Origin of the sequence: Acetobacter farinalis (assembly GCF_011516935.1) — a bacterium.
Lineage (GTDB): Bacteria > Pseudomonadota > Alphaproteobacteria > Acetobacterales > Acetobacteraceae > Acetobacter > Acetobacter farinalis.
On sequence record NZ_WOTF01000004.1, the window covers coordinates 83,956 to 107,908 of the forward strand.

The 23,953-nt window shown below is 60.2% G+C and carries 23 protein-coding genes, 1 tRNA gene and 1 riboswitch; of the genes, 13 read left to right on the forward strand and 11 right to left on the reverse strand.

Going from position 1 to position 23,953, the window contains the following annotated elements:
- Positions 1–200: 200 nt before the first annotated feature.
- From GOB82_RS06480 to GOB82_RS06495, 4 genes are all read right to left on the reverse strand, one after another.
- Positions 201–1,652, reverse strand: a complete 1,452-nt coding sequence (locus GOB82_RS06480) for a sensor histidine kinase (protein WP_242007239.1) — start codon at positions 1,650–1,652, stop codon at positions 201–203.
- Positions 1,653–1,654: 2 nt separating this feature from the next.
- On the reverse strand, positions 1,655–2,332 hold the full coding sequence (locus GOB82_RS06485) for a response regulator transcription factor (protein ID WP_166121293.1): 678 nt from the start codon (positions 2,330–2,332) through the stop codon (positions 1,655–1,657).
- Between the two features lie 72 nt (positions 2,333–2,404).
- A complete protein-coding gene (locus tag GOB82_RS06490; RefSeq protein ID WP_166121508.1) occupies positions 2,405–3,490 on the reverse strand; it encodes an AI-2E family transporter in 1,086 nt (361 codons plus the stop codon).
- A 422-nt stretch (positions 3,491–3,912) separates the two neighbouring features.
- Positions 3,913–5,802 carry an ABC-F family ATP-binding cassette domain-containing protein gene (locus GOB82_RS06495; RefSeq protein ID WP_166121296.1) on the reverse strand — a complete coding sequence of 630 codons (1,890 nt, stop codon included), beginning with the start codon at positions 5,800–5,802 and terminating at the stop codon, positions 3,913–3,915.
- 133 nt (positions 5,803–5,935) lie between these two features.
- On the opposite strand from GOB82_RS06495, the gene ndk reads away from it, so the two are divergent.
- Positions 5,936–6,358, forward strand: a complete 423-nt coding sequence (gene ndk, locus GOB82_RS06500; RefSeq protein ID WP_043553592.1) for a nucleoside-diphosphate kinase — start codon at positions 5,936–5,938, stop codon at positions 6,356–6,358.
- Positions 6,359–6,889: 531 nt separating this feature from the next.
- Positions 6,890–8,431 (forward strand): hopanoid C-3 methylase HpnR, encoded by a 1,542-nt coding sequence (gene hpnR / locus GOB82_RS06505; RefSeq protein WP_166121299.1) that lies wholly within the window; start codon positions 6,890–6,892, stop codon positions 8,429–8,431.
- Between the two features lie 18 nt (positions 8,432–8,449).
- Here hpnR and GOB82_RS06510 read toward each other — a convergent pair whose 3' ends face one another.
- Positions 8,450–9,127, reverse strand: coding sequence for a hypothetical protein (locus GOB82_RS06510; RefSeq protein WP_166121302.1), 678 nt, complete (start codon positions 9,125–9,127; stop codon positions 8,450–8,452).
- A gap of 218 nt (positions 9,128–9,345) precedes the next feature.
- Here GOB82_RS06510 and GOB82_RS06515 point away from each other — a divergent pair, with 218 nt between their 5' ends.
- Both GOB82_RS06515 and GOB82_RS06520 read left to right on the forward strand, forming a co-directional pair.
- Positions 9,346–9,558, forward strand: coding sequence for a heavy-metal-associated domain-containing protein (locus GOB82_RS06515; RefSeq protein ID WP_166121305.1), 213 nt, complete (start codon positions 9,346–9,348; stop codon positions 9,556–9,558).
- Between the two features lie 147 nt (positions 9,559–9,705).
- Positions 9,706–10,023 carry a hypothetical protein gene (locus GOB82_RS06520; RefSeq protein ID WP_166121510.1) on the forward strand — a complete coding sequence of 106 codons (318 nt, stop codon included), beginning with the start codon at positions 9,706–9,708 and terminating at the stop codon, positions 10,021–10,023.
- A gap of 37 nt (positions 10,024–10,060) precedes the next feature.
- Here GOB82_RS06520 and GOB82_RS06525 read toward each other — a convergent pair whose 3' ends face one another.
- Positions 10,061–10,624, reverse strand: coding sequence for an HNH endonuclease (locus tag GOB82_RS06525; RefSeq protein ID WP_194300399.1), 564 nt, complete (start codon positions 10,622–10,624; stop codon positions 10,061–10,063).
- Between the two features lie 213 nt (positions 10,625–10,837).
- Here GOB82_RS06525 and gluQRS point away from each other — a divergent pair, with 213 nt between their 5' ends.
- The 3 genes from gluQRS to GOB82_RS06540 all read left to right on the forward strand — a co-directional run bounded on the left by gluQRS (position 10,838) and on the right by GOB82_RS06540 (position 14,384).
- Positions 10,838–11,800 carry a tRNA glutamyl-Q(34) synthetase GluQRS gene (gluQRS, locus tag GOB82_RS06530; protein ID WP_166121308.1) on the forward strand — a complete coding sequence of 321 codons (963 nt, stop codon included), beginning with the start codon at positions 10,838–10,840 and terminating at the stop codon, positions 11,798–11,800.
- Positions 11,801–11,971: 171 nt separating this feature from the next.
- Complete coding sequence (locus GOB82_RS06535) at positions 11,972–13,174, forward strand: pyridoxal phosphate-dependent aminotransferase (protein ID WP_166121311.1); 1,203 nt, start codon at positions 11,972–11,974, stop codon at positions 13,172–13,174.
- A gap of 4 nt (positions 13,175–13,178) precedes the next feature.
- Positions 13,179–14,384: a pyridoxal phosphate-dependent aminotransferase gene (locus GOB82_RS06540; protein WP_166121314.1), complete on the forward strand. Its 1,206-nt coding sequence runs from the start codon at positions 13,179–13,181 to the stop codon at positions 14,382–14,384.
- A 106-nt stretch (positions 14,385–14,490) separates the two neighbouring features.
- On the opposite strand, the gene GOB82_RS06545 is transcribed toward GOB82_RS06540, so the two are convergent.
- Positions 14,491–15,060: a helix-turn-helix domain-containing protein gene (locus GOB82_RS06545; RefSeq protein ID WP_166121316.1), complete on the reverse strand. Its 570-nt coding sequence runs from the start codon at positions 15,058–15,060 to the stop codon at positions 14,491–14,493.
- Positions 15,061–15,074: 14 nt separating this feature from the next.
- On the opposite strand from GOB82_RS06545, the gene GOB82_RS06550 reads away from it, so the two are divergent.
- Positions 15,075–15,989, forward strand: coding sequence for a DMT family transporter (locus tag GOB82_RS06550; RefSeq protein WP_198911954.1), 915 nt, complete (start codon positions 15,075–15,077; stop codon positions 15,987–15,989).
- A gap of 109 nt (positions 15,990–16,098) precedes the next feature.
- On the opposite strand, the gene GOB82_RS06555 is transcribed toward GOB82_RS06550, so the two are convergent.
- Positions 16,099–17,145 carry an ABC transporter substrate-binding protein gene (locus tag GOB82_RS06555; RefSeq protein ID WP_166121321.1) on the reverse strand — a complete coding sequence of 349 codons (1,047 nt, stop codon included), beginning with the start codon at positions 17,143–17,145 and terminating at the stop codon, positions 16,099–16,101.
- Between the two features lie 121 nt (positions 17,146–17,266).
- On the opposite strand from GOB82_RS06555, the gene GOB82_RS06560 reads away from it, so the two are divergent.
- A tRNA-Asn gene (locus GOB82_RS06560) sits at positions 17,267–17,342 on the forward strand.
- Between the two features lie 556 nt (positions 17,343–17,898).
- Here GOB82_RS06560 and GOB82_RS06565 read toward each other — a convergent pair.
- Both GOB82_RS06565 and panC read right to left on the reverse strand, forming a co-directional pair.
- Positions 17,899–18,249 (reverse strand): RidA family protein, encoded by a 351-nt coding sequence (locus GOB82_RS06565; RefSeq protein WP_166121324.1) that lies wholly within the window; start codon positions 18,247–18,249, stop codon positions 17,899–17,901.
- A gap of 26 nt (positions 18,250–18,275) precedes the next feature.
- Positions 18,276–19,115, reverse strand: a complete 840-nt coding sequence (gene panC / locus GOB82_RS06570) for a pantoate--beta-alanine ligase (RefSeq protein WP_166121327.1) — start codon at positions 19,113–19,115, stop codon at positions 18,276–18,278.
- A 279-nt stretch (positions 19,116–19,394) separates the two neighbouring features.
- Positions 19,395–19,640, forward strand: a riboswitch (cobalamin riboswitch).
- 125 nt (positions 19,641–19,765) lie between these two features.
- On the opposite strand from panC, the gene cobG reads away from it, so the two are divergent.
- The 4 genes from cobG to cobJ are packed head-to-tail and all read left to right on the forward strand — an operon-like array spanning position 19,766 to position 23,128.
- The gene (cobG, locus tag GOB82_RS06575) at positions 19,766–21,016 is read left to right on the forward strand and encodes a precorrin-3B synthase (protein ID WP_166121329.1); all 1,251 of its coding nucleotides are present in this window, start codon (positions 19,766–19,768) and stop codon (positions 21,014–21,016) included.
- Entirely contained in the window at positions 21,016–21,645 is a 630-nt protein-coding gene (locus GOB82_RS06580) for a precorrin-8X methylmutase (protein WP_166121332.1), read from the forward strand. The genes cobG and GOB82_RS06580 overlap by 1 nt, the downstream gene beginning before the upstream one ends.
- On the forward strand, positions 21,645–22,370 hold the full coding sequence (locus GOB82_RS06585; RefSeq protein ID WP_166121335.1) for a precorrin-2 C(20)-methyltransferase: 726 nt from the start codon (positions 21,645–21,647) through the stop codon (positions 22,368–22,370). The genes GOB82_RS06580 and GOB82_RS06585 overlap by 1 nt, the downstream gene beginning before the upstream one ends.
- On the forward strand, positions 22,367–23,128 hold the full coding sequence (gene cobJ, locus GOB82_RS06590; RefSeq protein ID WP_166121338.1) for a precorrin-3B C(17)-methyltransferase: 762 nt from the start codon (positions 22,367–22,369) through the stop codon (positions 23,126–23,128). The genes GOB82_RS06585 and cobJ overlap by 4 nt, the downstream gene beginning before the upstream one ends.
- Here the strand turns inward: cobJ and GOB82_RS06595 are convergent.
- Positions 23,098–23,904: a cobalt-precorrin-6A reductase gene (locus tag GOB82_RS06595; RefSeq protein WP_194300400.1), complete on the reverse strand. Its 807-nt coding sequence runs from the start codon at positions 23,902–23,904 to the stop codon at positions 23,098–23,100. The two genes, cobJ and GOB82_RS06595, sit on opposite strands and share 31 nt — an antisense overlap.
- Positions 23,905–23,953: the final 49 nt, after the last annotated feature.

A 23,953-nucleotide genomic window follows, 5' to 3' on the forward strand; every position in this document is an offset into this window, starting at 1 on the left:
GCGGGGGCGGAAGAACCGCTTGTGCTGAAAGTCTGGTCGTTACGGCTGCTGTCGCAATGCTCCCTAATGTCAGCATAAGGGCGAGAGGCAGAGATCGTCTCATATTTAATGCATTGGAGGGAGTGCGGTGGCTTTTTCAAGGCAGCTCCCTTTTGGTAATGCTTTATTAATGTTTTGCGTTCTGAAATTAATGCGAGAGTTTACGCAATAACCTCTGTGGGGAAGTTTTCTTCATCCGGCAGAGGTACTTCAAGGCATGTGATCAGGCCGGGAGTATTGGGGGCAAGCTGAAGCTGGCCCTCATGCAACTGGACAATAGCCTGCACCAGCGCGAGTCCAAGCCCGGAACCGGGTGTGCTGCGGGCCTGTTCCGCCCGGAAAAAACGTTCCGTGGCGCGGGCCATATCGGCGTCATTCATCCCGATGCCTTCATCCGCCACACTCAGGCGCAGCAGCCTGCTCCGGCCGTCCAGAGGTGGCTCAAGTGTCACGATTTCTGCCGAGAGTGTGACCGTGCCCCTGGGTGGAGAAAACTTGATGGCGTTATCCAGCAGATTGGCTACAGCCTGCTGAAACATGGCCCTGTCTCCAAAAAAGGGCAGAGAGGCGGGCAGGGACTGGGTAAATGTCAGCCCGTGCTCTTCCGCCACGGCCTCGTACAGTTCGCACACATCCTGAAGTGCCGGGATCAGATCAAACAGCACAAAGGCGGAGCGCCGTGCGCCGGACTCAATCTGGGCAATGCGCAGAAGGGCTTCGCAAATAGCGGTCACATTATCCAGATTGCCCACGGCCTGCTCGATTGCGGCCCGCAGGGCGGCTTCTCCCTTGGCGTGGAGGGCGGCGTATTCCAGTTGCGCACGGGCACGCGTGACAGGAGTACGCATGTCATGCGCGATGGCGTTGGAGACCTGCCGGACACCGTCCATCAGGCGGCTGATGCGGTCCAGCATCTCGTTGATGGCCTTGGAGACGGCATCAAGCTCATCATCCGTGCCGTGCACGGGCATGCGCTGGGACATATCCCCGTGTGTAATGGCCAGCGTGGTCCTGCTGATGGTGTGGATCACATGCTGGAACAGGCGGCGGACAAGCCAGCCACCGCCTATGGCCAGCAAGGCGATCATGATCCAGGCCCACAGCAGGGTGTCTGTCAGCATTTTGCGCAGGAGCGTGCGCCCGCTGATATCCCGGCCTATCAGCAGCCGGTATCCGTCAGGCAGGCCGTAAGCCCGCACTTTGGCCAGATCCTGCGTATAGGCGCGCTGAACGGGGAGATTGAACCAGTGGTGGTTGCGGGTAATCTGGCGAGGCCATTCTGCCAGATTTCCGGCAATCCATTTGCCGTCCTTGTTGACCAGCAGATACAGGGTGTTGTCATCCACATCCTGTTCCAGCCGGTCATCAATCATCATGGTCAGGCCGGGGGGGCCGCTTTCTTCCCAGACATTGAACAGGGCGCGGGAATCCGCCGAGATTGCCAGCTCAACCCGGTGTTCAAGCAAACCGGCTGTTCCCCACCAGATGAAGGAGAAGAACAGGACCGTGGAGCAGATGAAGAGACTCCCGTAAACCAGCGCAAAGCGCAGGCTGACAGAGCGCAGGTTAAAGAAACCGGGCGAGGGGCTTACGGGAGCAGAGGCATCCGGCAAGCTCATTCCTGCAGCATGTACCCCGCGTTGCGTATGGTGTGCACCAGCGGCCGCCCGAAGGGTTTGTCAATTTTCTGCCGCAGGCGGGAGACGTGTACGTCAATCACATTGGTCTGCGGGTCAAAATGATAATCCCACACGCCTTCCAGCAGCATGGTGCGGGTTACAACCTGCCCGGCATGGCGCATCAGGAATTCCAGCAGCCTGAATTCACGCGGCTGGAGGTCAATTTTCTGTCCAGCGCGTTTGACGCCACGGGCCAGCAGATCAATCTCAAGATCACCAACCATCAGGCGTGTCTGCGGCTGGGCTTCATTCCGGTTGCGGCGGACAAGAGCTTCGATCCGGGCCTGAAGCTCACTGAAGGAGAAGGGCTTTGTGACATAGTCATCCCCTCCGGCCTTCAGTCCGGCAACTTTTTCATCAACATCCGCCAAAGCCGACAGGAGAAGGACCGGGGTGACGTTGCCCTGCCCGCGCAGGGTTTCAAGGATATGAATCCCATCCACTCCGCCGGGGAGCATTCTATCAAGAATGACAACATCAAACTTCTCGTTGGTGGCGAGTGCCAGACCTTCCTTGCCGTTTTCGGCCTGCTCGACAAGGTGTCCAGCTTCAGAGAGGCCTTTGGCAATGAAAGTTCTGACTGTTTGATCGTCTTCAACAAGAAGAATGCGCATTTCTGAACTCAGACTCCGGAAGTAATTACCAAAATCTTACGGTGTTCCTACCTGTTTGTCACGGCCCGAGTTTTACAATCGTTCCTCATCGGAGAGGGGCGGGGTGAGGCCATCAAAAATAGACAACAGGGCGGCTGTCAGCGGAGAGGCAAAAATCAGACCGGGGAAACCGAGAATGGTGCCAAACAGCGTCTGGGACAACACGGTAATGGCAGGTGGCATCTGCACGGCATGACGCTGGATGACCGGGGCGAGAACATTACCTTCGAAAAACTGGATCACGCTGTAAAGCACAGCCACCATAATCGTTTCCCGCGTGCCCAGAGAAAGGGCGATCAGCAGGGCAGGCACGGCCCCCATAATAGCCCCGATATACGGGATGAAGTTGCACAATCCCGCCAGAACCCCCAGCGCCAGCGCCAGTGGCACACCAATGAACCACAGCCCGACACCCGAGAGGACACCCACCACCAGCATGTCCAGAGATTGTCCGGCCACCCATGCCCACAGAGTCTGGCTTGCACGGAGCATCAGCATCCGTGCTCTGGGCCGCTGGCCCACAGGCACAAGACGCAGCGCGCCATTTGCGTACAGGGTGGGGGACATGGCGAAATACAGCCCGGCAATCAGGATGACGATAATTGTCCCTGCCACCCCGAAGGCGGAGCCGAGGATGCCCGTCATGGAACCAGCAATCCGCGAGCCCAGAGAGGCCAGACTGCTGCTGCTCCCGCCGTGCTTTCCGCCGAGAGAGGAGGGCAGATAATTCAGGATCATCTGGCCGGTGGGGCTGTTCTGCAGTGTGGCGCGCAGGGAGGTTTCCTGTTGGCGCAGGGCATCCTGCAGGCGTGAGGCTTCACTCACAATGGCCGGGCCACTGCCCCAGACCAGCAGAACCACCGCCGCCAGCAGCGCCGTGACAACCACAGTCAGGGACCAGCCATAAGGCAGCCGCAGATGCTTGACGAGAATATTGGACAAACCATGCAGCACCACGGCAAACAGGGCTGCGGCGAATACAACGGTCAGCACATCTCCCAGCAGCCACACCAGCAGCCCTATAACGGCCAGCCCGAGGGTCAGGCGCAGGATATGGGTAATGCTGCCCAGCCATCCCGCGCTTTCATTGCCGGTGCTTTCATCCTTGGTGGGGGTCATGGTGGGGGAGGCAGATGGGTGGGCGGCTGTCGGAACTGTGGCCGTGGCCTGATTTTCCCCGCTCTGGTCAAGGGTGTTTGGACCAGACGAGGCGGAGGAGGCAGAGGTCATAAAAAGAGATCTTTCATAAGGCTGCCTGTGTAACGGCTGGCCAACAGTTTGGTGACAGCAGTTGGTGCATATTTTTATACACTCTGTAATAAAATATTTTATGTCAGCGTGTCTGGCCGCAAGGAAAGTTTGGGGGGCAGGGGTGCTGATTGTCCGCCGGGGAAGGCTGAGTGGCCGCGTACGGTCATAAAAACCATGTTCGCATTTGCTGTGCGGAGCCTTGCCGCCGGAACAGATGCGTGAGCGGGCGGAGTGCAGCACCCGCCCTTGTTGCGAGTCGAAAATGAGAGGGCCGGCCGCTGCGGTCGGGGTCAGTCCTCCACCGCCGCATTTTCCAGTTCCGCTTCGGCTTCCAGCCAGCGTTCTTCCAGTTCGGCCTGCTCCTTGCCAATGGCGGCCAGACGCGTGTTCAGGCGTGTGACGTCATTGGCTTTTCCCTCGCTGTACAGGGCGGGGTCAGCCAGCGTAGCTTCTATTTTCGCGCGCTCTGTGGCCAGTTTGCCCAAGGCTGCTTCGGTATCCTTGATAATCTTGCGCAGCGGGGCCTGCGCCTTGCGCGCTTCGGCGCGTTCCCGCCGGTCATCCTTGCGGCTGGCCTGCGCCTGCGTGTCCTGCTTCGTGCGGTTTGTGGCGCGGTTCTGCTCGATCAGCCAGCGGCGATAGTCCGCCATATCTCCCTCAAAAGGCGTGACCTTGCCATCGGCCACCAGCCAGAGCCGGTCCGCCACCATTTCCACCAGATGCGGGTCATGGCTGATGAGCAGCACGGCGCCTTCAAACTCTGAAAGTGCACGCACCAGCGCATCACGCGCATCCAGATCGAGATGGTTGGTTGGTTCATCCAGAATCAGCAGTTGCGGTGCATCCCGTGTGGCAAGAGCCAGCAGCAGGCGGGCTTTCTCGCCGCCTGAAAGGTCTTTGACCGGGGTTTCGGCCCGGTCCGCATCCAGCCCGAACCGTGCGAGTTGTGCCCGCACAACCGGGGGCAGCGCCTTGGGGAGCGCGCGTTCCATATGGTCGATCGGGGTCTGGTGCAGCACCAGCTCTTCCGCCTGATGCTGGGCAAAATAGCCGATTTTCAGCCGGGAATTCCGGTCAACCGTGCCGGACAGGGGCTCCAGCCGCCCGGCAATCAGCTTGGCGAGCGTGGATTTGCCGTTGCCGTTCGCCCCCAGCAGGGCAATCCGGTCTTCCATATCCAGCCGGAAGGAGAGATTGCTCAGCACAGGTGCGCCACCGTAGCCGAGGCTGACGCGGTTTGCCGTGAACATGGGCGGCGCCAGTTGCTCGGGCTCGGGAAAGGCGAAGCGGGTGGGGGCGTCTTCCACCACGCTTTCAATCACGGGCAGTTTTTCCAGTGCCTTCAGGCGCGCCTGTGCCTGCCGGGCTTTGGTCGCCTTTGCCCGGAAGCGGTCCACAAAGGATTGCATGTGGGCGCGCTGTGCCGCGATTCGTTCGGCGGCGCGCGCCTGCTGAAGGGCCTGCTCTGTGCGGATTCGGACAAAGTTTTCGTAGCCGCCGGGGGTCAGGCTGAGCTTGCCCTTGTCCAGATGCGCGATGGCATCCACGCACGAATCCAGCAGGCCGCGATCATGGCTGACAATCAACGCGGCACCGGCAAAGCGGGTCAGCCAGCCTTCCAGCCAGAGGGTGGCTTCCAGATCCAGATGGTTGGTGGGTTCGTCCAGCAGCAGCAGATCGGGCTCCAGAAAGAGCGCGGTGGCAAGAGAGACGCGCATGCGCCAGCCGCCCGAAAAATCTGAAACCGGGCGGCGCTGGGCTTCGGCGCTGAAGCCGAGCCCCGCCAGCACGGACCCGGCACGGGCCGGGGCGCTATCGGCCTGAATGGCGGTCAGGCGTTCATGAATTTCCCCGATGCGGACCGGGTCCGTTGAGGTTTCGGCTTCGTTCAGCAGGGCGGTGCGTTCGGCATCACCCGCCAGAACAGTTTCGAGAAGAGAGGCGCCATCGGCCGGAGCTTCCTGCTTCACGCGGGCCATGCGCGCGCGGGAGGAGAGGCGGATTTCCCCTCCATCGGGCGCGCTGTCCCCCGCAATGGCACCCAGCAGGGTGGACTTTCCGGCCCCGTTCCGCCCCACGAGCCCCACCTTGCGGCCGGGTTCTATGGAGAGGTCTGCGTGGTCCAGAAGTGTGCGGCCAGCAATGCGGAGAGTAAGGTCGGAAATGACAAGAAGGCTCAACGGGGGTCTCGTTCTGTCTGGAAACTTGTTTTGATCAGGGGAAGTACCTACCAGCCTGCGTGAATATGCTCTAGAGGAGCATCCTGAAAGGCCGCGTTTTGTGCGGCCCGATTATGCAATGAGGAGACCGCACATGGCGACAGAACGTACTCTTTCCATCATCAAGCCCGATGCCACCCGTCGTAACCTGACCGGCAAGATCAACGCCGTGTTTGAAGACGCCGGCCTGAAAATTGTTGCCCAGAAGCGCGTGCAGCTCACCCCGGCTCAGGCCGGTGCGTTCTATGCCGTGCACAAGGAACGCCCGTTCTATAACGATCTGGTATCCTTCATGATCTCCGGTCCGGTTGTTCTTCAGGTTCTGGAAGGCGAAAACGCCGTTGCCAAGAACCGTGACGTGATGGGCGCAACGGACCCGAAAAAGGCCGAAGCCCACACCATTCGCGCCCAGTTTGCTGAAAGCATTGAAGCAAACTCCGTGCATGGTTCTGACAGCGCGGAAAACGCTGCCAACGAAATCCGCTTCTTCTTCGCGGAAACCGAAATCCTTCCCTGAGAAGGCGCTTCATGCACAGCCGGACTCCTTGCCTGATGGCATGAGTGTCTGGCGGACGGCATGAAACTCTGGCCCGGACCGGAACCCATGGCACGTTTCAGTGTTTTGGGAGCTGGACGGGCCAGTTTTGTATGAGCAGGTTTCATTGTGAAGAAGAGTTCTACAAAAAGAACATAAAAGTTATAAGAAGGCCGAATATCCTGCCAGAAAAGGCAGGGCAGATATGGCAGGAGTGAAAAAATACTACAGAACAGAGGGTTGAGTGTTATTCTGCCTCTACATCCTGTTTTCAAGATATCCACTCTGTGCATGGGTGGTGGCGCGTCAGCACCAAGGTTCCAGGCGCGTGGTTCTTTATGATCCTCAATAGAGAGGCTGTCTGAATAGTTTGCAGCGGAAGGCGCACGAAGCGTTTTGCGGCTGAAAAGATGAACTGTTCAGGTTGCTTTCTGGAAATTCTGAAAAACCGGCCGAGGTCAGGCCTTTTCATGGCCGCCCGTGCAGGAAACGCCTGTTTAGGAAAGGACGCTCATGAAAGTTCTGGCGGTTCACCCCAGTGCCCTGATGTACACCAAGGTTTTTCTCAGGCTCGAGCCCCTCGGGCTGGAACTGGTGGCCGGTGCCGCGCGTGATGCCGGGCACGATGTGCGGATTATTGATCTTCAGGTTGAAAGCCATAAGGATTACTGGGCGCTTCTTGAAGATTTTCAGCCTGATGTTGTCTGTTTTTCAGGGAACTATCTGGCCAATGTACCGGAAATTATTGATTTGTGCCGTGCCACGCGGGTGCGGTGCCCCAGTATTTTCCAGTTTATTGGTGGTCACTCTGTTTCCTTCATTGCGCGGGATGTGCTGGCCCTTTCCGAGGGCGCTGTGAACTGCATCCTGAAAGGGGAGGGCGATGCCTCTGTCGGCCTGCTGCTGGACGCGGTGGCGGAGGAGAAAGACCTGCTTACGGTGCCGGGGGTTGTCACCATGGAGGGGGAAGGGCCAGCACCGGTTTTTGTAGACTCCCTCGACACAATCCGCCCGGCGCGGGATCTGCTGCGGCACCGCAACAAGTATTTTATCGGAACACTGGACCCGGCAGCTTCCATCGAGTTTGCGCGCGGCTGCCCGTGGGACTGCACGTTCTGCTCCGCCTGGACCTTCTATGGCCGCTCCTACCGCACCGCCAGCCCGACCGTGATTGCGGATGAACTGGAAGAGATCAAGGAACCGGGCATCTTCATAGTGGATGATGTGGCCTTTGTGCATGAAGAGCACGGCATGGCTATTGCCAATGAAATCAAGAAACGGGGCATCAAGAAGGAATATTATCTGGAAACGCGGGCGGATGTGCTGCTGCGGAACAAGGAGGTGTTCAAGGTCTGGAGCGAAATCGGCCTTTCCTACATTTTCATCGGGATGGAAGCGGTGGATGAGGAAGGGCTGAAGCAGTTCCGCAAGCGTGTCTCACTGGACAAGAATTTTGAGGCGCTGGAGTATGCGCGGTCTCTGGGGCTGATTGTTGCCATCAATATTATTGCCGACCCTTCATGGGACCGCAGCCGGTTTGAGGCGGTGCGGCAGTGGTGTCTGGAAATTCCGGAAATCGTCAATATTTCCGTCACCACCCCGTATCCGGGCACGGAAATCTGGCACAAGGAAGCACGCCGCCTGACCACGCGGGATTATCGCCTGTTTGATATCCAGCATGCCGTGCTTCCCACAAAACTGCCGCTGCCGGAGTTTTATGAAGAACTGGTCAAAACCCAGCAGGTGCTGAACACCAAACATATGGGGTGGGAAGCGCTGAGGGATACAGCCGGGATTGCGGGCCGCCTGCTGCTGAAAGGGCAGACAAACTTCCTGAAAATGCTGTGGAAGTTCAATTCTGTTTTCAACCCTAAGTTGCAGCTTGCCGACCATATGCGCAAGGCTCGGTATCTGATGCCCATCCAGCCGGATGTCGTAAGCTCCGTGGACCGGAAAGACCTGTATGTTCATGGTCCGGGCGGACGCAAGACCCGTGCGCTGGATGATGAAACAGAACAGTTTGTTGATAAAACCCGCATGAGCGAAGAAGTCTGAGGCCCGCTGAGTGCGGGGTCAGGCGCTGGAGGACGGCTGATATGCAACCTCTGGTGGCGGAAAGCTGAAGGCCCCGGCTGTATAGCTTTCAATCACCGCGCTGATCGGCGTGCCGTCCTGCCGGGAGAGGGTGGCATGGTGGCGGAAAAGCAGAGGTGGAAACTCAAGGGGCAACCCACTTCCCGTCGGGAGCGGCCCCAGTTCCCACCCGGCAGGCAGGGCGGACCAGAGCCGTTCCGCCTGAACAAGCTGGCGCGTGAAGGCCAGAGCCGCGGTTACGCGCCCGAACGGGGTTTCTGTGGTGTCCAGCTCCTCATTCATCGCCGGGGTGAGGCGCGCCGGGAGATACCAGTTTTCCGCTTCAGACAGCACAATAGGCCCACACATAAGCCGCACATGCCGGTAACGGAGGGTGCCTGCCGGCACGGATGCAGGCAGGCGTAACGCCGCCTGAAGGTTTGGGGGGCAGGGGCGTGGCGGTGTGCGCAGGTTGACCGCCCGGAGTGTAGGGGGGGAGGCCAGACGATGCCGCTGGCTCCACTCTTCCAGCGTGCGCGTGGCGCTGGCGCTGCCGAGAAGGGTTGCATCCAGCGTGTTGAGGAGTGCTGTCAGCATCAGCCGGTGCAGGGGGGTATCCCGCCAGCAGGCTTCGGGCTCAGGCGGCGGGGCGGCAGAAGGAAGAGGCATATCCGGCATGGCGGGTATCTTACCTTGCGTGGCCTGTTCTGCCGAGGGGGCAGAGAGGGGCTGTTTGACAGAAGCGGACTATGCCGGAAAGGCGGGGGCGCTTTTTTCTCGCAGGAAGGGCTTTTTGCACCAGCACCTGTTGGGGTAGACGTTGGAGATCTGCTCTGGACGTCTGCCCTGGCGGACTGGTGCGGGAGCGTGTGGATTTCAGAAAGGGCAATGTGAGAATGGCAACAACAGAAACAAGCTTTATGGTGGAAGGCATGACCTGTGAGGGGTGCGTTTCCTCTATCAAACGCGCGTTGGCCGCTGTTGATGGCGTAGAGGCTGTTGATGTCACCCTTGCCACGGGCGACGTGAAAATTGTGTATGATCCCGCACGCGCCGGGATATCCTCTTTGCAGAATGCCATTCTCGGGGCTGGCTTCGACGTAGGCTGAAGGGCGCACCCTGTTTGGCGTGCGGCTTTGTCATGCGGTGCGCACGGAGGGGCTTTGCCCTGCTTACTCTATGCGCACACCGCGAGGCATGGCAGGGTTGGCAGCCTGAATGCGGCATCGGGCTGCCCGGCGCAAAAGTGTGAGGAAATGGTCAGCGTGGTTGTGAGACGGAACAGCAAGATAATCGGCTTTGGAGTGATGCTCACCGGCCTCGCACTGCTGGGGGGATGTTCTTCCGAAACAGGCCGCGTGCCTTTTGTGGATACGGATGTGTCCTGCCTGAGAAAGCAGATGAAGGGGCCGATGTTCCTCAGCTTTCCTCTGGCGGCCAATACCTGCCAGCGCATGAGCAATCATAATTTCATTCTGAATGAAAAAAATGCGCATCCGCTGCCGCTGAACCTGAAAGACGCGCCAGACCTGCAAAAGCAGGCGGATGAATACGGATACAGCTACACCAAGTAACACTGGGGGTTAGGGGCAGACTGCTCTCACAGCGGGGTCAGCTGTCCAGTTCTGTGTCCCAGTAGAGGTAGTCGCGCCAGCTTTCATGCAGGTAATTGGGCGGGAAGGCGCGCCCGTTATCCTGAAGCTGCCAGGATGTCGGGCGGGTAGGGCGCTGCCGGGGCACCATGTTGATGGTGTGAGGCAGGTGCGGACCTTTCCGCAGATTGCAGACACCACAGGCTGTCACAACGTTTTCCCATGTCGTGCGGCCGCCCTTGCAGCGGGGGATGACATGGTCAAATGTCAGGTCCGGGGCTGGAAGTTTGTCCCCGCAATACTGGCAGGAAAAATTGTCACGCAGGAAAACATTGAAGCGGGTGAAGGCTGGCTTGCGGGCGGAGGGAACATAGTCTTTCAGGGCGATGACGCTGGGAAGACGGAAAGTCTGATGGGGGGAGTGTACTTCCGCATCATATTCACTCAGCACCGAAACCCGGTCCAGACATACGGCCTTGATACTATCCTGCCAGGACCAGAGAGAGAGGGGGAAGTAGGAGAGCGGACGAAAATCCGCGTTCAACACCAAAGCCGGAAAATTCAGCATACTGCCGTCAGCCAAGACGCGCCTCCTTGGTGTAGTGAGGGCGCAACTTCAAAGCTGGCGTAAAAACTCGTAACGGAACGCCGGCGGAAGTGCGTCGTCGAGATCAATAACGCAGCGAGTATTGCAGATTGACTGATTTCTGGCAAGAAATCGTACAAGTATTTAATAAAACAGTATTATTATCATTCTGTGAAACCTGTGTGACTGTTATCGTGATGCGCTGTAACAATGACTGAGCGTTCCTGGAACACCCGCTTTGCCCCCAGCCCGACCGGCTTTTTGCATCTGGGGCATGTGGCCTCCGCTCTGGCGGGCTGGGTGCATAAAGGGCCGTACGGCACATGGCTGGTGCGGATGGAAGATATTGACCCGCAACGCTGCCGTGAAAGCTACATGACAGCCCTGCTGGACGATCTGGAATGGCTTGGCCTGCGCTCTTCCCGGCCTGTGTTGCGGCAATCTGCCAACATGGCGGCGTATCGGGCCACTCTGGAGCGGCTGGACCAGATGGGAGTGCTGTACCCCTGTTTCTGCACCCGCTCCGATATTGCGCGGGAGTTTGCCGGCATGATGTCCGCCCCGCACACCGCGCCGGATGGCAGCCTGCGTTATCCCGGTCTCTGCCGACATCTCTCCGAGGGGGCGCGGGCAGCAGCTCTGGCCGAGGGCAGGCCGCATGTGCTGCGGCTGGATATGGCGCGGGCGCTGGAGGTGGCGCGCGCATTAGAGGGGGCACAAACACATACGGCAGCCTCAGGGGCAGGATCAGGTGTTACGGGGTGGCAGCCTGCGGAGCCCGGCACAGGGCACGGCATATGGCCGCTGACCTATACAGACCTTGAACGTGGCATAGTCCGTTGCCAGCCCGACCTGTTTGGGGATGTTGTTCTGGCCAGACGGGATGTGCCCGCATCGTATCATCTCTGTGTCACGCATGATGATGCGGCACAGGGCATCACGCTGGTGACACGCGGGGAGGACCTGCGGGCGGCAACAGACTTGCATCGTCTGCTCCAGGCCCTTATGGGCTGGCCCACGCCGGCGTATCTGTTTCACCCGCTGTTATGTGATGCCGAGGGGCGGCGTCTTTCAAAACGGGACGGGGCCAAAGCCGTGCGCAGTATGCGCATGGCGGGGTTGACGCCGGAAGATGTCCGCCGTGCGGCCGGGTATCCCGGCGTATTTTGGTGATAATTTCACAATTTTTTCATGAAATTTGAAACAGGAAGGGGTTTCGCCGGTTCCGCCGGGGGAAGAAGCGCATTACTGTACCGGCCCTAGCCGGTTTTTCATATCATCAGGCCATGCTCCGGCGGCGTAAGGTGGGGCTGATGGCATAGTGTGTCAGGAAGTGTTGGGATTATGAGCATTGTTGCTGACCGTCTGAACAGGATTAGCCCGAGCCAGACGATTGTTATTTCAACCAAAGCGCGGGAACTGAAGGCGCAGGGGCGAAATATCATCAGTCTTTCGGCCGGTGAGCCGGATTTCCGCACACCTGAAAATATTGCCCGCGCTGCCATGAAAGCCATTGAAGATGGCCAGACCCGCTATACCGATGTGGCGGGCACGCCCGCCCTGCGCAAGGCCGTTGCGGAACGCTTCCGGCTGGATAGCGGGCTGGACTACACGCCTGAGGAAATCATTGTCTCCACCGGCGGCAAGCAGGTGATCTATAACGCCATGATGGCGTCCCTCAACCCGGGGGATGAAGCCATTATTCCGGCCCCGTGCTGGGTGTCTTACCCTGATATCGTGACACTGGCGGAAGGTGTGCCGGTTATTGTGCCGTGCCGCCGGGAAAATGGCTTCAAGCTCACGGCAGAAGAGCTGGAAGCCGCTATTACGCCGCGCACACGGTGGGTTTTCCTGAATTCTCCCTGCAACCCCACCGGGGCGGCCTATTCCGCGGAAGACCTGCGCCCGCTGTGTGACGTGCTGCTCCGGCATCCGCATGTCTGGGTGTTCACGGATGATATTTACGCCAAGCTGACATATGACGGCTTCCGCCCCGCCACCTTTGTTGAGGTAGAGCCGCTGTTGCGCTCCCGCACCGTGACCATGAACGGTGTTTCCAAGGCCTATGCCATGACAGGCTGGCGGATTGGCTTCTCCGGCGCGCCGGTGGAAATGACCAAGGCGATGAACAAGCTTCAGGGCCAGTCGACCTCCAACACCTGCTCCATTGCGCAGGCGGCGGCGGTTGAGGCGCTGACAGGCCCGCAGGACTTTATTGGCGAGATGGTCAAAACCTATCAGGCCCGGCGCGATCTGGTGGTGGCCATGCTGAATGAGGCTGAAGGGTTGCAGTGCGACAAGCCGGAAGGCGCGTTCTATGTGTTCCCCTCCGTGAAAAACTGCCTTGGCAAGACCTCTCCGGGTGGGCGCACGCTGGAAACGGATGAGGATTTTGTCACCGCCCTGCTGGAAGAGGAAGGCGTTGCGGCCGTGCATGGCTCCGCCTTCATGTATCCGGATTACATGCGGATTTCCTATGCCACGGATACGGAAAGCCTGCGTGAAGCCTGCACCCGTATCCAGCGCTTCTGCAAAGGGTTGATTTAAGGCCATGGCGCGCTCTTTCGCTCATCGGCTGGAGGGGCTGCCTGCTCCGGCCACCATTGAAATGGCGCGTCGTGCCCGTGAACTGCGGGCGGAAGGCCGACCGGTTATTTCTCTGGCGCTGGGGGAGCCGGACTTTCCCACACCGCCTGCCGTGGTTGAGGCCGCACATGCCGCGGCTCTGGCCGGGCAGACAAAATATCCACCTGTGGACGGCACCCCTGCGCTCAAGGCCGCCATCGCGCGCAAGTTCGCGCGGGAAAACGGGCTGGACTATGCGCCGGATGAGATCATGGTCTCCAACGGTGGCAAGCAGGTGATTTTCAATGCCTTCATGGCCACCCTGAACCCTGGTGACGAAGTGGTGGTGCCCACGCCCTACTGGGTCAGCTACCCGCTGATTGCCCGCATGTTTGGCGCGGTGCCGGTTTTTGTGCCTTGTCGGGAGGAAGATGGCTTCAGGCTGGATGCGGAGGCGGTGGCTGCTGCCCTTACGCCAAAATCCCGCTGGCTTGTGCTGAACTTTCCCAATAATCCGACCGGTGCGGTTCTTGCGGCGGAAGACCTTCAGGCCATTGCCGCGGTTTTGCGCCAGTATCCGGATGTCTGGATTCTGTCAGACGAGATTTATGAACATCTGGTGTTTGATGGCGTTCGTTCAGCCTCTCTGGCGGCGCTGGCACCAGATTTGAAAGACCGGATCATCACGCTGAACGGTGTGTCCAAAGCCTATGCCATGACAGGCTGGCGCGTGGGGTTTGCCGGTGGGCCGAAGGACCTGATTGCCGCCATGCGGGGTGTGCAGGGCAATACCACATCCGGTGTCTGCACCATCGCGCAGGCGGCTGCTGCCGCCGCGCTGGATGGTCCGGCTGATCTGGTGCGGGAAATGGCGGCAACCTATGGCCAGCGCAGGCAGAAGGTGGTGGACGCGCTGCGGCGTATTCCGGGTCTGACCTGCGCCATGCCGGAGGGAGCATTCTATGCGTATCCCGGTGTGGCCGGGTGCCTTGGCCGCACCAGCGCGGGGGGCGCGCGTCTGGAAACAGACAATGATTTTGCTCTGGCCTTTCTGGATGAAGAATATGTCGCAACCGTTCCGGGGAGCGCCTTCGGGCATTCTCCGTATCTGCGTCTGTCCTGCGCCACGGGGGAGGCGGATCTGATGGAGGCGTGCCAGCGTCTGGAACGGTTTGTGGGGAACCTGCGCTGAAACAGCCCGGATGCTTCAGCCTGCCGGGGTGGCCCGGCAGCGCTGGGTGGGGCGGCTGATCTTCAGGGGGTCGCGCCCGGCGTTTTCTCCGCGCGCGGGTATTTTTTCAGGATGAAACCGTGCGCAGAAAGCGCAAGGTTTTCTTGCCGGCGTTCAGATACGCATAGGTCTGGGCGCTGTTATAGATGGTGAAATCATTGGCCTGAACGAGCTGGGTTTCGGTATCGAATTCCAGCGTCAGGGCGCCTTCCAGCACAAAAATCATTTCATGCCAGCCTTCCGGGTCGGGCTCCGCCTGATAGCGTTCCCCCGGTGCGAGAGACCACAGCCAGAGCTGGGTGTCCTGCCGGGCCGGGGCTGCTCCCAGCAGGGTTGCCTTGCTGGCCGGGCCGCTGCCGCGCCACATCACTTCCTCAATACGGCGCAGTTCCCGGTCCGGGTTGCTCACCAGCTTGAGAAATGTGGTGTCCAGCGCCTCGGCCAGACGGTCCAGACTGCCAAGGCTGATATTCGCGGTGCCCGCTTCCAGACTCACAATCATGCGCCGGCTGATGCCGGAGGCTGTTGCCAGAGCATCCTGACTCAGGCCGGCTTCCTTGCGCAGGCGGCGCAGGTTTGTCCCCACATATTTCAAAACATCAGAGCGTGGGGGTTGATTGTGCATTATACTGCTCATATACGCTTTTAACCATGACCAACATGCCCCACACCTCAGGCTCCCATGCCAGAGTCCTGTCAAAACAGGAGATCATACTTGTCCTGATCACCATGCTGTGGGGGGCAACGTTTCTTATCATTCATCATACCATGGAACATACCGGCCCGCTGTTTTTTGTGGGGGTGCGGTTTATCACGGCAGGGTTGATGTCCGTGCTGCTCTTCCGCAAGTCTCTGGGCGGGATGACGCGGTATGAGCTCAAGGCGGGGAGCATGATTGGTGTGGGGGTTTTTCTGGGGTACACGTTCCAGACCCTTGGCCTGAAAACCATTCCCAGCAGCCAGTCCGCATTCATTACGGCGCTGTATGTGCCGATGGTGCCTTTCCTTCAGTGGGCCGTGCTCCGGCGCAGGCCGCATATGATGAGCTGGGTGGGCGTGCTGGTGGCGTTTGTGGGGCTTGTGTGCCTCACGGGGCCGGATGCTGTCAGCGGCCTGAGCTTCAGCCCCGGCGAGATTGCGACCCTGCTTGGTGCCGTCTCCATCGCGGGCGAAATCATTCTTATCAGCCGGTACGCCGTGCGGGTGGACAGCCGCAGGGTCACGATTGTGCAATTACTGGTGGCGGGCCTGCTGGCGCTGGCCTTCATGCCTGTGGCCGGAGAGCATGTTCCGGCGTTTTCATGGGTCTGGGTGGTGTCTGGCGTGGGGCTGGGGGTGATGAGCGCCGTGATCCAGTTCGCCATGAACTGGGCGCAGAAAACCATTTCCGCCACGCGGGCAACAGTGATTTATGCCGGTGAACCCGTTTGGGCCGGGCTGGTGGGGCGCATGGCCGGAGAGCGGCTGCCGCCACTGGCCATGGTGGGAGCGGGGCTGATTGTGCTGGGTGTTCTGGCCAGTGAGATCAGGCTGACACGCAGAAAGAAAGAGCCTGAATTTTCATGAGGAGCGGTTTGAGCGCCCTGTGCACGAACGCTCCCTGATAAACCAACCGTAAGGGCATGATCCGTAGGGAAAGCGGGTCTGTCAGAGTTTGTGAATTCTCTTCAGCCCGTCAGTCGGTCAGCACATTGCGCGTATAGCGGTGCGCGAGAGAGGCTGCCGCCTCTGTGCTGGGAAGCTGGCCGATAAGTTGCAGTTCATCGCAATACTGGGCCATCTGATTCCGCAGCACATGCCCGATGACCGGGTTAATGGCAGGCTCATTGCGCAGCATGGCGCGTGTGGTTTCCGCCACGAGGTCTGATGTCTCTCCCGTGACCAGTGTTGCCGCGTCATCAGGATGTTTGCTGGCCCATTTGGCGGCGTCACGCAGCGCGAGGGTGAGGGCGGTTGCGGCGTCCGGGTCTGCTGTCAGTGCTGACTGGGAGACACCGAGAATCAGGCTTGTGCGGTCTGCATAATGGCCGGTGTTGCTGCTGACGAGTTCGGAAAACAGGTCAGCATGGTCAGACAGCATGTGCCAGGCCAGCGGGTCATGCGCCACAAGGGCGTCAATCGTGTGGTCGCGCGCTGAAGAGACCATCTGCTCAGCAGGCATGTCTACCCAGGTGATGCCGCCCATGGCGTTAATGCCCTTGCGGCGCATCATGATGGCGAAGAAGAATTTATCCGCGGCATTTTTATCCGGCATGGCCACGGTGCGCCCGACAAGCTGCTCAAGCCGGGTGATACCGGCCTCGCGCCGCACCAGCAGCCGGAATGTGCCGGGCTGAATACCCAGCACAAGGCTGGCGGGCAGCCCGGCATACAGGCGCGGGAGCCATGTGAGCGCTGGCGCAACGGCGTAATCCGCCTTGCCCGCGGCCAGCGCATCCAGCGCCTCGTTTCCGTTCTGCGCCGCGGAGAGGGTTTCAACCTCAAGGCTGTAGCGCGTGAAAAACCCTTTCTGATACGCAACGGCCAGAACGGGGGCTATGTCGGAATGCGGCCAGATCAGCTTCAGCGTGCGATATTGCCCATCCGGCTGTTTGCGCGGGGGGCGTTGGTGCGCATGGCGTTCAAACGCGCTTACGGCTCCCGCCACGGCCAGTCCGGCAAGGCTGCCCAGAACAAGCCTGCGGCGGAAGGCGGGGTCGGAGGAAGGTCCTTGTGCGCTCATGCTTCTTTCTTACCATGGACTTCTTCTGGCGTCCTCCGCACATAAAAACACAGAACCCAAAAAAAATGAAAAAAGGGGCTTTACGGCACCCCCGCATCACGGTTATACGATGCCTCGCTGATCCCGAATAGCTCAGTTGGTAGAGCAAGCGACTGTTAATCGCTGGGTCGTAGGTTCGAGTCCTACTTCGGGAGCCAGCCTTTTTCCCAAAATATAAAATCATTTTGAAAAGCCTGTCAGGCCGTTTTCTACTGTGTCTTTCAGCAGGCTCACGCAGTATTTGCGCGTATGCCAGCCGGATACGCACCGCTGTGCCACCTGATGTGGCCGAAATAGCCTGCACGCCGAGTGCCTGCCCCCGCCACAATATTTCAGATTCGAGGGGGCTGATCTGCCCGAAGCTCCAGCCGTGTGGACAGGCCATCCTGCGTCAGAAGATGGCGTGCATCCCGTGCTGTGCATGCGCGAAAACTGTTTGACAGGAAGAGGAACTATCAGAATTCTGCTGCCGGATGCGGATGCGCCTCTTTGCATGGCATCAGGTCGTATCGTCCTGAAACATCAGAAAGTGTCATACTGTTTTTGGAAATTGCATTGCTTGCTGCTCAGCCTCTCTATGCGGGAGAGAAAAAGCCGTTCTCTTCCTGTTTTGTGGAGGAGAACGGCTTTTTTGTCTGGGTAGGCAGAGCGTCCGTCAGGTTGGTTTGACGGTTTTTTGCGCCTGAGTGTCGAGCCGGTTTTTCAGGTGGGCTCTCAACGCAGGGCGGCAATGCCTGTCAGTTCAACGCGCCAGTCGGGCCTTGCAAGTTTGGCTTCCACCGTGGCGCGGGCGGGTTTGTTGTCCCGATCCAGCCAGGCATCCCATGCCCTGTTCATGGCGGCCATATCATTCATGTCCGCCAGAAAGATCTGCACGGAAATCAGGCGGCTTTTATCTGTGCCAGCCTTGGCCAGCAGCGCATCCACCTGCCTGAGGATGTCGGCCATCTGCCCTTCCGCATCCAGTGAGGCATCGTCTGCAACCTGCCCGGCCAGATGCACGAGACCGTTGTAAATAACAGCGCCTGTCAGGCGTTCCTCGGGGTCAAGGCGTGTAATGCTCATGGTTTTTTCCTTGTGCTACTGTGTGTTCAGGAGAGGGGCATGTTATCAATAAGCCGGACATCGCCAAGGCTCGCGGCCACAAAAAGCCGGGCTCCGGGTTCAGCTTTTTCAACCGGGGCCAGATTTTTTTCAGAACGCAGCTCAAGATAATGCACCCTGAAACCAGCTTCTTCCAGCGCCCGGGTGCAGGTGTCGAGGCTGGCGGGAATGGGGTTTCCGGCCTTCAGCGCCGCGAGGCACGCCATCAGCGCCAGTGGAAGCTGCGCGGCCTGCGTGCGCTGGGTGGCGGTAAGCCGCCTGTTGCGGGAAGAAAGGGCCAGATGGTCAGCCTCCCGCACGGTGGGAACTGGCAGAATGGTGATAGGCAGGTCCAGATCTGTCACCATCCGGCGGATAATGCTGAGCTGCTGATAGTCCTTTTCCCCAAAAGCTGCGATGGTGGCGCGGGTTTGCATGAACAGCTTGGTGACAATGGTCGCAACGCCATCAAAATGGCCGGGGCGGTCTCCGCCACACAGCATCTGGTCCAGCCCGGAGACGATGACACGGGTTGAAAAACCGGGCGGATAGATCTGTGTTTCATCCGGTGCATACAGAATATCCACCAGTCCGGTTTGGGCCAGAAGGGCTTCGTCCGCTTCCAGACCACGCGGATAGAGCCGGAAATCATCCGGGTTATTGAACTGGATCGGGTTGACAAAAATCGTCACGATGCGCCGCGTGGCTTTGCCATCCAGAGCGCGCACCAGTGTCAGATGCCCTTCGTGCAGAGAGCCCATGGTTGGCACCAGCCCGATGGTTTCTCCCTCACGCTGCCACTGTGTGACAATTTCGGCCAGTTCCTGTCTGGTTTTAACAAGCTTCATGACGCATCCCGGTTTGCGATAAAAAGAATAAGGCCACCCGCACGAGCAAGGGTGTGCGATGGGCCAAGGCGCGGGTGTTGGGGCCAGTGCCCGTCTTACTGCGTTTTCCGGGCAGGTTCCAGCAGTGCGCACCGGTGAGGTGTGGTGTGCGGAACCTGCCGTGGCGGCGTTGGGCGCCGGTGCCGCAGCAGGGGTGGACCACAACGATGGGGTTTCATCAGGCTGATTTCAAGGCGGCGGGCGGGGCTGCTGCCGTGCTTTGACATCTGCCGGAGAGCCTGCTTAACAGAACGGGATGGTTCCCGTTCTGGGATGAAAAGGGAAGTATGGTGAGAACGCTGCTGTTTCTCGGCCATCGCTGCCCCCGCAACTGTATGTGACATCAGGCATGCTGCAACACTTTGGTTTTCCGGGTGTTTCTGGCCACTGGAGCGTTCTCCGGGAAGGTCTGTAGTGTGTGAAGGCGCCCGGGAACGGGGGTTTTGTGTCATCAGCCAGGAGACCTGCCATCCGGTTTTGGAAGAGTCATGCCTGGCGGGGTGTCCGGTGCATGGTGGCGTGCAAAGGCGCGCTATCGTCTGGGTTTGGCAGATGGCTCTGTAACAGCATCCCCATGCCGCCGTGCGCGGCGTGCTGCCTGATGGGTGCTTATGTCTGCCGCAATCTCCGTGCCTGTCGTCAAAGGGTGGTGCCCCGGCCTGTTCGCGCCCATGCAGGCGCAGGATGGCTGGCTGGTGCGCGTGCGCCCGCCGCTGGGCAGGATGACCGCCGCGCAGGCCAGACTGGTGGCGGACAGTGCCGAACAGGATGGCAATGGGCAGATCAGCCTGACAAACCGGGGCAATCTTCAGTTGCGCGGGTTCAAGCCGGACGCAGCACTGGCTTTCTCCCGGCGCATGGTTGAAGCGGGTCTGGGTCTGGCGGACCCAGAGGCGGAACGGCGCACGGCCCTTCAGCTCTCCCCTCTGGCTGGGCTTGACCCGGCCTGCGCAGCAGGGGCGCTGCGCTGCGCGGAACGTCTGTATGCGGGACTTGCTGGCAGCGCGGCGCTTTCCGCCTTGCCCGACAAGTTCGGATTTTGTGTTGATGGCGGCGGATTTTTTCCAACCGGTGTGCTGCAGGCGGATATCATGCTTCAGGCTGCTGGGGCTGATGGAGTCTCTGGCGCGGGCGGGGGGCTGTGGCGGGTTGTCTCCGGCAGTGCCTGCACGGTTGCACAGGGTCCTGAAGAGGCCGTGCAGACAGCTCTGGCGTTGGCCGGGGCTTACTGTGAGGCGTATGTCAGGCAGGGCGAAAAAAAGCGCCCTCTTCGGGTTCCCTCTGTGGGAGAAAGCCTGTTTGCCGAGATCGGTCTACGCCCGGATGCTGTGGGGATGGCATCTGTTGCTCAGGCACCGCGCGTGCGGGCGGGGTATCTGGTAGGGGCGGCCAGTGCCGCCGTGGCTCCGCTGGGGCGTATGACAGGCACCATGCTGCGGGCCTGTGCGGCAGTCGCGGAGGAAGGGGATGGTGTGCTGCGCCTTACACCGTGGTCCGGCCTGATTTTCTCCGGGTTGACGAAACTTCCTGATCTTGAAGGCATGATCACCCGGCCAGATGATGCCCGGCTGCGTGTGCATGCCTGTATCGGGGTTTCAGGCTGTGCGCAGGCTGTGCGGGATGTGGGGCAGGATGCACTGTCTCTGGCCCCCTTCGTGCCGGAAGGGGAGATTCTGCATGTTTCCGGTTGCAGCAAAGGCTGTGCTTATCCGGCGGTGGCGGAGGTCACGCTGGTGGCCGGAGCGGAAGGGTATGGGCTGATCAGGCACGGCAGGGCGGGGGATGAGCCGGTCCGCTATGTGTCCGGGTGGGAAGAGGTGCGGGCCTGTGTGCAGGCTCCGCCCGAAGGGGAACGCAACTGATGCAGACTTACGAATATATTCGTGATGGAGCGGCTATTTACGAACGCTCCTTTGCCACCATTCGCGCGGAAGCGGACCTCAGCGGCTTCTCTCCGGAGCAGGCGCAGGTTGTGGTGCGGATCATTCACGCCTGCGGGATGGTGGATGTGGCGCGTTCTGTGTCTGTTACAAATGATTTTGTGGGCTCCGCGCGGGATGCCCTGAAAAAATCCTGCACTATCCTGTGTGATTCGGAAATGGTCGCGCATGGCATAACGCGGGCGCGCCTGCCCGCGGAGAATGATGTGGTGTGCACGTTGTGTGACGCCCGCACACCCGAGCGTGCGCGGCTGATCGGGAATACGCGCTCGGCTGCGGCGCTCGATTTGTGGGGGGAGCGGCTGGCTGGCGCTGTTGTGGCGATCGGGAATGCGCCTACTGCCCTGTTCCACCTGCTGGAACTGCTGGATGCAGGCGCGCCGAAACCTGCTGCCATTATTGGCCTGCCTGTCGGGTTTGTTGGGGCTGCGGAATCCAAGGAGGCGCTGGCGAAAAGGCATGATGTACCGTGGCTTGTTGTGCATGGCAGGCTTGGGGGGAGTGCCATGGCGGCCGCGGCGGTCAACGCGCTGGCGAGCGACGTGGAGTGATGGCGCAGGGCACATTCTATGTGGTGGGCGTCGGGCCGGGAGACCCGGAACTGATCACGCTGCGGGCTGCGAAAATTCTGCATGCGGCCCCGGTTGTGGCGTATTTTTGCAAGCAGGATTCAATGGGCCACGCGCGGCGGATTGCGCAGGCGCACATTGCCCCCACAACGCAGGAAATGCGTCTGGCCTATCCGTTCACAACGGAAGTTTCAGTCAAGGACCCCGTATATCAGACACGCATGACGGCGTTTTATGAGCAGTGCGCGCAGGACCTTGCGGCAGTTCTGGAGCAGGGGCGGGATGTGGCCCTGCTGTGTGAGGGAGACCCCTTCCTGTATGGCTCCGCCATGTATCTGTTTGACCGGCTGCATACCCGGTTTGAAACGGTTGTGGTGCCGGGTATTTCCGCCATGAGTGGATGCTGGTCACAATCAGCCCTGCCGATGACGCATGGGGATGACGTGCTGTGCGTACTGCCCGCCACCATGCCGGAGCAGGATCTGGTGCGCTGGCTGGAAAAAGCGGATGCCGCTGTGGTGATGAAGATCGGCCGGAACATGCCCAAACTGCGCACAGCGCTGGAACGGGCCGGGCGGCTGCCGGAGGCACTTTATGTAGAGCGTGGCACGCAGGTGGAGGCGCGCAGCCTGCCTGTGGCGGAACATGAAGGCCCGGCCCCCTATTTTTCACTGGTGCTGGTGCCCGGTAGAAAGGGCGTGCGATGAGCGGCTCTGTCAGCATTATCGGGCTGGGGCCGGGCAATGTGCTTCAGCGCACCCCGCAGGCGGATCAGGCTCTGGCGCGGGCAACGGATCTTGTCGGGTATGGTCCCTATGTGCAGCGTGTTGAGGCCCCGGCCTCTGTCGTGCGGCATAGTTCGGACAATCGGGAGGAACTGGACAGGGCGCGCCACGCGCTTGAAATGGCCATGCAGGGGCGGCATGTTGCTGTTGTGTCCGGGGGAGATGCCGGGGTGTTTGGTATGGCCAGCGCGGTGTTTGAGGCTGTGGAACATGGTCCGCAGGCCTGGCGGGCGCTTGAGATCACCGTGGTGCCGGGCCTGAGCGCGGTTCTGGCCGTGGCGGCGCGGCTGGGTGCCCCGCTGGGAGGGGATTTCTGCGTGATCTCCCTTTCCGATAATCTCAAGCCGTGGCCTCTCGTTTTGCGCAGGCTTGCTCTGGCGGCTGAGGCGGGTTTTGTTATTGCGCTGTATAATCCCCGTTCAAAGGCCCGCCCGCATCAGTTGGGAGAGGCGCTGGAGCATCTGCGCGCCTGTCTGCCCGGCTCGGTGCCCGTTGCGTTTGCACGGGCGGTGGGGCGGCCGGAGGAAAGCGTACGTCTGGCCTCGCTGGCGGAGGCGGATGCCGCGTGGGCGGATATGAGCACACTGGTGCTGATTGGCTGTGCGGCCAGCCACCTCATCCCCCGTCCGGGCGGGGGGGCGCCGTGGTTTTACACTTCCCGCAAGGTTGAGGCTGCCTGATGCGTATGCAGCCACATGATGGCCTCTTCAGCCGTGTGGACCACGGGGCAGGCAGGGTGTGGAGGGCGCTTGATCATGATTACCGGGCAGCGCAGGGTGCGGGCGGCCAGAAGTTTTGGAAACGTGGCGTCTCCACCAGAATTTTTTGTTACAAGAAGCTCAATTCCGTGTGCCTGCATCAGGGCGGTTTCCGCAGCGTAATCAAAGGGCCCACGGGCGGAGAGGCACACCGTATGGGGTGGCAGGCAGGCCGGGTCTGGCGCATCAATGGACCGCAGCAGGTAGCTGTGCTGTGGGGCGTTGCGGAAAGGCGCGAGGTCCTTGCGGCCGGTTGTCAGAAAGATGCGGAGCGGGCGACGGCCGTAGTGTTCGGGGTCTGCCAGCATGGAGGCCGCGTCATTCAGGGTGGGTACGCTCAGCCAGGTGTCTTCCGCAGTCGGGCGCCAGCCGGGCCGCTCCAGCCGCAGCAGGGGGAGGGCGCTCTGCGCACAGGCCGTGGCGGCGTTCTGGCTCATGGTGGCGGCAAAAGGATGGGTGGCGTCAATAACCGCCTGAATGGCCTTCTCTGCCAGCCAGTCCCGCAGGCCGCGCACGCCCCCGAAGCCGCCAATGCGCACGGGAAGATCGGGCAGATGCGGGGCCTTGGTCACACCTGCCAGCGAGAGAGTGGGCGCGAACGCGGGCAGGCTGGCCAGCAGCCGGCACAGGGCGGAGGCTTCGGTTGTGCCGCCCAGAATCAGCACGGGTATTGGCGTGGTTTGTGCGCAAGAAAGCATGATGTGCGGTATCCTGATGCACCTGATAGGGTTTTTCATAACGACCTGT

What these genes read in the sequence shown, in the direction of transcription:
- GOB82_RS06545 (WP_166121316.1), bottom strand. Translation starts at nt 15,060, where the DNA reads ATGAGCAGTATAATGCACAATCAACCCCCACGCTCTGATGTTTTGAAA.
- GOB82_RS06550 (WP_198911954.1), top strand. Translation starts at nt 15,075, where the DNA reads ATGACCAACATGCCCCACACCTCAGGCTCCCATGCCAGAGTCCTGTCA.
- GOB82_RS06485 (WP_166121293.1), bottom strand. Translation starts at nt 2,332, where the DNA reads ATGCGCATTCTTCTTGTTGAAGACGATCAAACAGTCAGAACTTTCATT.
- GOB82_RS06595 (WP_194300400.1), bottom strand. Translation starts at nt 23,904, where the DNA reads ATGCTTTCTTGCGCACAAACCACGCCAATACCCGTGCTGATTCTGGGC.
- GOB82_RS06510 (WP_166121302.1), bottom strand. Translation starts at nt 9,127, where the DNA reads ATGCCGGATATGCCTCTTCCTTCTGCCGCCCCGCCGCCTGAGCCCGAA.
- GOB82_RS06540 (WP_166121314.1), top strand. Translation starts at nt 13,179, where the DNA reads ATGGCGCGCTCTTTCGCTCATCGGCTGGAGGGGCTGCCTGCTCCGGCC.
- GOB82_RS06535 (WP_166121311.1), top strand. Translation starts at nt 11,972, where the DNA reads ATGAGCATTGTTGCTGACCGTCTGAACAGGATTAGCCCGAGCCAGACG.
- hpnR (WP_166121299.1), top strand. Translation starts at nt 6,890, where the DNA reads ATGAAAGTTCTGGCGGTTCACCCCAGTGCCCTGATGTACACCAAGGTT.
- GOB82_RS06490 (WP_166121508.1), bottom strand. Translation starts at nt 3,490, where the DNA reads ATGACCCCCACCAAGGATGAAAGCACCGGCAATGAAAGCGCGGGATGG.
- cobG (WP_166121329.1), top strand. Translation starts at nt 19,766, where the DNA reads ATGTCTGCCGCAATCTCCGTGCCTGTCGTCAAAGGGTGGTGCCCCGGC.
- cobJ (WP_166121338.1), top strand. Translation starts at nt 22,367, where the DNA reads ATGAGCGGCTCTGTCAGCATTATCGGGCTGGGGCCGGGCAATGTGCTT.
- GOB82_RS06565 (WP_166121324.1), bottom strand. Translation starts at nt 18,249, where the DNA reads ATGAGCATTACACGCCTTGACCCCGAGGAACGCCTGACAGGCGCTGTT.
- gluQRS (WP_166121308.1), top strand. Translation starts at nt 10,838, where the DNA reads ATGACTGAGCGTTCCTGGAACACCCGCTTTGCCCCCAGCCCGACCGGC.
- GOB82_RS06520 (WP_166121510.1), top strand. Translation starts at nt 9,706, where the DNA reads ATGGTCAGCGTGGTTGTGAGACGGAACAGCAAGATAATCGGCTTTGGA.
- panC (WP_166121327.1), bottom strand. Translation starts at nt 19,115, where the DNA reads ATGAAGCTTGTTAAAACCAGACAGGAACTGGCCGAAATTGTCACACAG.
- GOB82_RS06515 (WP_166121305.1), top strand. Translation starts at nt 9,346, where the DNA reads ATGGCAACAACAGAAACAAGCTTTATGGTGGAAGGCATGACCTGTGAG.
- GOB82_RS06585 (WP_166121335.1), top strand. Translation starts at nt 21,645, where the DNA reads ATGGCGCAGGGCACATTCTATGTGGTGGGCGTCGGGCCGGGAGACCCG.
- ndk (WP_043553592.1), top strand. Translation starts at nt 5,936, where the DNA reads ATGGCGACAGAACGTACTCTTTCCATCATCAAGCCCGATGCCACCCGT.
- GOB82_RS06555 (WP_166121321.1), bottom strand. Translation starts at nt 17,145, where the DNA reads ATGAGCGCACAAGGACCTTCCTCCGACCCCGCCTTCCGCCGCAGGCTT.
- GOB82_RS06580 (WP_166121332.1), top strand. Translation starts at nt 21,016, where the DNA reads ATGCAGACTTACGAATATATTCGTGATGGAGCGGCTATTTACGAACGC.